Origin of the sequence: Shewanella sp. SM73 (genome assembly GCF_025653795.1) — a bacterium.
In the GTDB taxonomy this organism is placed as follows: Bacteria; Pseudomonadota; Gammaproteobacteria; order Enterobacterales; family Shewanellaceae; genus Shewanella; species Shewanella oncorhynchi.
Window position 1 is genome coordinate 1 of the sequence record NZ_JAKKRY010000030.1, and the last position, 7,657, is coordinate 7,657.

General features: G+C 47.8%; 4 protein-coding genes, 4 tRNA genes and 3 rRNA genes. 1 reads left to right on the forward strand and 10 read right to left on the reverse strand.

What is annotated here, in order from left to right; translation table 11 throughout:
* The 5 genes from L5M51_RS22575 to L5M51_RS22595 all read right to left on the reverse strand — a co-directional run.
* Positions 1 to 285 (reverse strand): GTP-binding protein (locus L5M51_RS22575; RefSeq protein WP_261729865.1); only part of this gene is annotated, 285 nt, incomplete at its 3' end.
* Positions 286 to 402: 117 nt separating this feature from the next.
* Positions 403 to 478 (reverse strand) — tRNA-Thr (locus tag L5M51_RS22580).
* Between the two features lie 8 nt (positions 479 to 486).
* A tRNA-Gly gene (locus tag L5M51_RS22585) sits at positions 487 to 560 on the reverse strand.
* 38 nt (positions 561 to 598) lie between these two features.
* A tRNA-Tyr gene (locus L5M51_RS22590) sits at positions 599 to 683 on the reverse strand.
* Between the two features lie 8 nt (positions 684 to 691).
* A tRNA-Thr gene (locus L5M51_RS22595) sits at positions 692 to 767 on the reverse strand.
* Between the two features lie 235 nt (positions 768 to 1,002).
* On the opposite strand from L5M51_RS22595, the gene coaA reads away from it, so the two are divergent.
* Positions 1,003 to 1,953 (forward strand): type I pantothenate kinase, encoded by a 951-nt coding sequence (gene coaA, locus L5M51_RS22600; RefSeq protein ID WP_105251027.1) that lies wholly within the window; start codon positions 1,003 to 1,005, stop codon positions 1,951 to 1,953.
* Positions 1,954 to 1,980: 27 nt separating this feature from the next.
* Here the strand turns inward: coaA and birA are convergent, their stop codons facing one another.
* The 5 genes from birA to L5M51_RS22625 all read right to left on the reverse strand — a co-directional run.
* Entirely contained in the window at positions 1,981 to 2,940 is a 960-nt protein-coding gene (gene birA / locus L5M51_RS22605; protein ID WP_219235821.1) for a bifunctional biotin--[acetyl-CoA-carboxylase] ligase/biotin operon repressor BirA, read from the reverse strand.
* On the reverse strand, positions 2,933 to 3,958 hold the full coding sequence (gene murB / locus L5M51_RS22610; RefSeq protein WP_263174791.1) for a UDP-N-acetylmuramate dehydrogenase: 1,026 nt from the start codon (positions 3,956 to 3,958) through the stop codon (positions 2,933 to 2,935). The genes birA and murB overlap by 8 nt, the downstream gene beginning before the upstream one ends.
* A gap of 442 nt (positions 3,959 to 4,400) precedes the next feature.
* Positions 4,401 to 4,516, reverse strand: a 5S ribosomal RNA gene (rrf, locus tag L5M51_RS22615).
* Positions 4,517 to 4,653: 137 nt separating this feature from the next.
* Positions 4,654 to 7,468 (reverse strand): 23S ribosomal RNA (locus L5M51_RS22620).
* A gap of 17 nt (positions 7,469 to 7,485) precedes the next feature.
* Positions 7,486 to 7,657, reverse strand: a 16S ribosomal RNA gene (locus tag L5M51_RS22625); the annotation flags it as partial.

The window sequence follows — 7,657 nt, forward strand, 5'->3', positions numbered from 1 at the left end:
ACCAGTGATCATGTTTTTAACATAGTCAGCGTGGCCTGGGCAGTCTACGTGTGCGTAGTGACGTGAAGGCGTGTCATATTCGATGTGAGAGGTATTGATCGTAATACCGCGCTCACGCTCTTCTGGAGCGTTATCGATTTGAGAGAAGTCTTTAGCTTCGCCACCGTAGGTCTTAGCCAGTACGTGAGAGATAGCTGCAGTCAGTGTGGTTTTACCATGGTCAACGTGACCAATGGTGCCCACGTTTACATGGGGCTTAATACGTTCAAATTTAGCTTTAGCCATGGTAATGCCTCAGTCCAAGATTCTTGGTGATGAAAACTAACATATAGAAAAAATCCGATGCATTAAAATGACATCGAACCGATTATGTTTAGGCGTAGGAGCTAAATTTAGAGAGGCTGGTGCTGATAGGCAGATTCGAACTGCCGACCTCACCCTTACCAAGGGTGTGCTCTACCAACTGAGCCATATCAGCAACTAATTTGGAGCGGACAGCGGGAATCGAACCCGCGTTATCAGCTTGGAAGGCTGGAGTAATACCATTATACGATGTCCGCGCAACCTAACTAAGGCTACCTAACTACCTAGAAAAAAGTGGTGGAGGGAGAAGGATTCGAACCTTCGAAGGCTGAGCCGTCAGATTTACAGTCTGATCCCTTTGGCCACTCGGGAACCCCTCCACAGAAAATGGTGCCGGCACCAAGAGTCGAACTCGGGACCTACTGATTACAAGTCAGTTGCTCTACCAACTGAGCTATGCCGGCATTATCATTTCGGAACGGGATATTAGGTAAATGCGCTCCCAAGTGCAAGTAAAAAACGCCTATTTACGTAAAAAAAGCGCTTGAACGGTGTTTTTTTACACGTTATGCAACTTTGACGGCCAATTAAACAGCGAATACATTAAACGGTAACGGAAACACGACTGCAATCACCCATTTAGTATTGTTCCAAATAATCTCATAGTGTACTGTGCCTTTCCTAAGCTGAGGAAAGCCAATGACTTCTAAAAATTCAATTCAAAAAGCACTCTATCTCGCCTTCGAGCGCCTGCAATGGTCTGAGTTACGAGATTCAGTGCCGTTGACACTGAGTGAGCAAGACTTGGAGAACCTTAGAGGCATAAATGAAAAGATTTCCTTATCGGAAGTGACCGATATTTATCTTCCCCTTAGCCGGCTACTGAATTTGATCGTTAAAGCTAAGCAACAACGAGGCTTAGTGGTTGATGAATTCCTCGGTCAAAAACCATCAAAAAGTCCTTACATCATTAGTATTGCTGGTAGTGTCGCCGTCGGGAAAAGCACCACAGCACGTATTTTGCAAGCTTTACTACGGCACTGGCCTGAACACCCAAAAGTTGATTTGGTGACAACAGATGGTTTTTTGTATCCTCTGGCGGACTTAAAACGTAAAGGACTATTACAGCGTAAGGGATTTCCAGAAAGTTACGATATGAAAATGCTGGTTGAGTTTATCTCCGCCGTGAAATCCGGTCAGCCACATGTGAAAGCCCCTATCTATTCGCACGTCACCTATGACCGCGTTAAGAATCAGCATCAAACCGTTTCTCAGCCAGACATCTTAATTTTAGAAGGCTTGAATGTATTACAGACTGGACTCGACTCCCCAGTTGATACCCGTCGTCCTTTCGTCTCCGATTTTGTCGACTTTTCTATTTATGTCGATGCAGAAGAACCTTTGCTAAAACAATGGTATAAAGAACGATTTCTGCAGTTCCGCTCTGGTGCATTCAGTGACAAAAAATCTTATTTTCATCACTATTCGACGCTAACCGATGATGAGGCCAATACGATTGCCGCTAATATTTGGGACACAATCAATGGTCCAAACCTACAACTTAACATTCAACCGACCCGTGAGAGGGCCCATTTGATCCTGCAGAAAGGTCAGGATCATTTGATGTCCCACGTGCTGATGCGCAAATAGCCTTATGTAAAATTGACTCTTGGGTACTTAGCGTGCCCTTAAGCTAATTTCACCGCCGATAAATGCTTGAACACCGTCGGCGGTTTCGAGCAATACTGCACCTTGCTCATCAACGCCTCGACAAATTCCTTCGACAGACTTTTCCCCCATAAGCAAACGTATTTCACGACCATAAAATAAGTCTGCGGCTTGCCAACGAGTCTTGAATGCAGCAAATCCTTCACGCTCAAATAACTGAATATCACGCTTAAGCTGCTTCTGTAATGCAATAACAAGCGCCGTCTTGTCAGGCATGTCGACCAACTCTGACAAATCACTCCAAGGCTGATCGATACCTTTACCTTGTTCCTCTGACATAGCCATATTGACACCAACACCTATGATAAGCTGGCACTGGCTATCAGCCTGACCCGACATCTCAATCAAGATCCCGGCAAGCTTCTTGTTATCCAAATAGATGTCATTGGGCCACTTAACACCAATATTCTCGACGCCAAAAGATTTAAGCACTTCAACCAATGTACAGGCCACCACTAAACTTAATCCCATTGCCTGCGCCATTCCCTGCGGGAAAGTCCAAAACAGCGAGAAATATAAGTGATGTCCATAGGGCGACACCCAAGTTCGGCCTCGACGACCACGACCTGCGGATTGATACTCTGCCACACACACATCACCATTCTTCAATTCAGTAGTATGGTCCAGCAAAAAACCGTTGGTGCTTGCTATCTCATCAAAGTAAAAGCAACGGTTATCAATTGATTGCACTAAAAGTGAAGCATCAATCAAAGAAATAGGATTAGCTAACTTATAACCGCGACCTTTGACGCTATAAATTGCCACACCATAGGTTTCTAGCGCATCGATATGCTTATTCACTGCGGCGCGCGAAATCCCAAGTTCAGTGGCTAACTGCTCGCCAGAAACAAATTGCCCGCTAGATAATAAAGCTAATATCTGGCGTTTTCTTCCCCAATGTTCAGACATGCAAATCTCCTTCACCGTTAGCCCCGATGATTCTAGGCTCGGCTTCTAGCACAACACCAAATTTATCCTGTACTTGCGCAATAACATACAGCGCTAGGCGGCAAATATCATGCCCCGTTGCTCCGCCTCGATTCACTAACACTAAGGCTTGCTTGTCATGCACTGCCACATTGCCGAGCACAAAACCTTTCAGTCCCGCTTGTTCAATCAACCAGCCTGCAGCCAATTTCACTGTTGCATCCGCTTGTGCGTAGCCCACTATCGTCGGAAAACGCTGTGCTAAATCGAGATAACAGGCTGCGCTAACAATGGGGTTTTTAAAGAAACTGCCTGCATTGCCGAGCACTGCGGGATCAGGAAGCTTTTCACTTCGTACTTGGCATACGCGCTCAAAAATCTCATGCGCTGTAACGGTTGCAGGATCAAACGATTGCAATGGACCATAGGCCAAACGCGGTTGCCAACGTTTAGCTAAACGCAGCCCAACAGCTGTGACTACAGCGAGATTGCGCAATTTGTCTTTGAAAATAGACTCACGGTAAGCAAATTGACACTCAGATGTACTGATGCGCACAAACTCACCTGAGGGTAAATCAAGATACTCAACCCAATCACACACATCACATAGTTCAACACCATAAGCGCCAATATTCTGAATAGGTGCTGCACCAACCGTCCCAGGAATTAATGCCATATTCTCCAGCCCAAACATACCATGCTCGAGCGTAAACTGAATTAACTCGTGCCAATTCTCACCCGCCTCAACATCGAGATAAAACGCTTCTGTGTCTTCAGATACTTTTATCCCTTTCGATAAAATCCTGACAACTGTGCCGTTAAAGTCCTCCGTAAAGACCAGATTGCTACCGCCACCAAGCACCAACATAGGCAATTGCTGTTGCCATAGTGGCAGACATATCGCCTTAACAGCTTCTTTTGAGTACGCCTCAACAAGATCCGCGCAAGACTGGGCTAAACCAAAGGAATTAAATGATTGAAGGCTATGAGATAGAGACATGTGTTTGTTCAATGACGACAAAAACGTATTGTAACTGCTAAAAGCGAGGATTGCAGCTCATGCTAGAGAAGATGGCAGGATGAAGAACTGAGAGAAAAGCAGGAAAATCAGTCCAATTAACAAATTGCAGACGCAAAAAAGCCAGCTTATTTAGCTGGCTTGGTTACATCTCAATGAGATAATTAGGCGCTTGGCGATGACCTACTCTCACATGGGGGGGAAATCATCGCGCTATCAATACGGAGTATTTAGCCATGATTAAACGCGAAGAAGCTTGTCTTCGTAGCCGGGGAGTCCGCTTAGCGGCGGGCGACCGCCATGGATGGTGGAAGTGTCAATATTGGAGGAACATTTATTGACCGACATCGAGATAAGTTTTCGCGAAGCGTATAAACACAAAAGCCCTAGCGGTTTAGGCTAGGGCTTTTGTGTTTATTTGGATGCTTGGCGATGACCTACTCTCACATGGGGAGACCCCACACTACCATCGGCGCGTTTGCGTTTCACTTCTGAGTTCGGGATGGGATCAGGTGGTTCCACAAGGCTATTGTCACCAAGCAAATTCTGTTTATTACCGTGTCCATCTCTGGACCACGTTAATAATAATTCGGAAAGCTGATTTTCTGTTGAGTCTTTAACTTTATCAAGTGTCGATATTCTGTCTAAGGCTTCTTTGTAAAACCCATCTGGGTTGTATGGTTAAGCCTCTCGAGTCATTAGTACATGTTAGCTCAACGCCTCACAACGCTTACACACCATGCCTATCAACGTCCTAGTCTCGAACGGCTCTTTAGAGGAATAAATTCCTAGGGATGACTCATCTTAGGGCTCGCTTCCCGCTTAGATGCTTTCAGCGGTTATCGATTCCGAACGTAGCTACCGGGCAATGCCATTGGCATGACAACCCGAACACCAGCGGTTCGTCCACTCCGGTCCTCTCGTACTAGGAGCAGCTCCCTTCAATCATCCAACGCCCACGGCAGATAGGGACCGAACTGTCTCACGACGTTCTGAACCCAGCTCGCGTACCACTTTAAATGGCGAACAGGGTATCAGCCTGTTATCCCCGGAGTACCTTTTATCCGTTGAGCGATGGCCCTTCCATTCAGAACCACCGGATCACTATGACCTACTTTCGTACCTGCTCGACGTGTATGTCTCGCAGTTAAGCTGGCTTATGCCATTGCACTAACCGTACGATGTCCGACCGTACTTAGCCAACCTTCGTGCTCCTCCGTTACTCTTTGGGAGGAGACCGCCCCAGTCAAACTACCCACCAGGCACTGTCCCTAATCCCGATAAGGGACCTAGGTTAGAACATCAAAACTACAAGGGTGGTATTTCAAGGACGACTCCATCATGACTAGCGTCACAACTTCATAGTCTCCCACCTATCCTACACATGTAGGTTCAATGTTCAGTGCCAAGCTATAGTAAAGGTTCACGGGGTCTTTCCGTCTAGCCGCGGGTATACGGCATCTTCACCGCAATTTCAACTTCACTGAGTCTCGGCTGGAGACAGCGTGGCCATCATTACGCCATTCGTGCAGGTCGGAACTTACCCGACAAGGAATTTCGCTACCTTAGGACCGTTATAGTTACGGCCGCCGTTTACCGGGGCTTCGATCATGAGCTTCTCTTGCGATAACCCAATCAATTAACCTTCCGGCACCGGGCAGGCGTCACACCGTATACTTCCTCTTGCGAGTTTGCACAGTGCTGTGTTTTTGATAAACAGTTGCAGCCACCTGGTATCTGCGACTCCCGTCAGCTTAGAGAGCAAGTCTCATCACCAACAGGAGCGTACCTTCTCCCGAAGTTACGGTACCATTTTGCCTAGTTCCTTCAGCCGAGTTCTCTCAAGCGCCTTGGTATTCTCTACCCGACCACCTGTGTCGGTTTGGGGTACGATTCCCRCTAACYTGAAGCTTAGAAGATTTTCCTGGAAGCATGGCATCAACTACTTCAGTCCCTTAGGACCTCGTCATCAGCTCTCAGTGTGTACATTAAAGTACGTGTCCCCGGATTTGCCTAAGAACACCACCTACCACCTTAAACGCGGACTACCAACGCCGCGCTAGCCTAGCCTTCTCCGTCTCTCCATCGCAGTTAGCGGAAGTACAGAAATATTAATCTGTTTCCCATCGATTACGCCTTTCGGCCTCACCTTAGGGGTCGACTCACCCTGCCCCGATTAACGTTGGACAGGAACCCTTGGTCTTTCGGCGAGGGGGTTTTTCACCCCCTTTATCGTTACTCATGTCAGCATTCGCACTTCTGATACCTCCAGCGTGGGTTACCCCTTCACCTTCAACGGCTTACAGAACGCTCCTCTACCGCGCACAGTAAACTGTGCACCCGTAGCTTCGGTGACTAGCTTAGCCCCGTTACATCTTCCGCGCAGGCCGACTCGACTAGTGAGCTATTACGCTTTCTTTAAATGATGGCTGCTTCTAAGCCAACATCCTAGCTGTCTAAGCCTTCCCACATCGTTTCCCACTTAGCTAGTACTTTGGGACCTTAGCTGACGGTCTGGGTTGTTTCCCTTTTGACGACGGACGTTAGCACCCGCCGTCTGTCTCCCGAGTAGTACTCATTGGTATTCGGAGTTTGCAAAGGGTTGGTAAGTCGGGATGACCCCCTAGCCTTAACAGTGCTCTACCCCCAATGGTATTCGCTCGAGGCGCTACCTAAATAGCTTTCGAGGAGAACCAGATATCTCCCGGTTTGATTGGCCTTTCACCCCCAGCCACAAGTCATCCGCTAATTTTTCAACATTAGTCGGTTCGGTCCTCCAGTTGATGTTACTCAACCTTCAACCTGCCCATGGCTAGATCACCGGGTTTCGGGTCTACACCTTGCAACTAAACGCGCAGTTAACACTCGGTTTCCCTACGGCTCCGCTATTCGCTTAACCTCGCTACAAAATGTAAGTCGCTGACCCATTATACAAAAGGTACGCAGTCACGGTCTCAAGAACCGCTCCCACTGCTTGTACGTATACGGTTTCAGGTTCTATTTCACTCCCCTCACAGGGGTTCTTTTCGCCTTTCCCTCACGGTACTGGTTCACTATCGGTCAGTCAGGAGTATTTAGCCTTGGAGGATGGTCCCCCCATATTCAAACAGGATGTCACGTGTCCCGCCTTACTCGTTTTCATCAATGGTTAGTTTTCATGTACGGGGCTATCACCCTGTGCCGCTGCGCTTTCCAACGCATTCCACTAACACCCCACTGACTTAAGGGCTAATCCCCGTTCGCTCGCCGCTACTAGGGGAATCTCGGTTGATTTCTTTTCCTAAGGGTACTTAGATGTTTCAGTTCCCCTCGTTCGCCTCGCAACACTATGTATTCATGTTGCGATAACAGCTTATGCTGCTGGGTTCCCCCATTCGGACATCGTTAGCTCAAATGCTTGTTACTAGCTCGCCAACGCTTTTCGCAAGTTACTACGTCCTTCATCGCCTCTGACTGCCAAGGCATCCACCGTATACGCTTAGTCGCTTAACCATACAACCCAAATGAGTTTCACTCATCTGCGAGCCCCAGGTTCCCCTAGGGCTACCTTGTTACGACTTCACCCCAGTCATGAACCACAAAGTGGTGAGCGCCCCCCCGAAGGTTAAGCTACCCACTTCTTTTGCAGCCCACTCCCATGGTGTGACGGGCGGTGTGTACAAGGCCCGGGAACGTATTCAC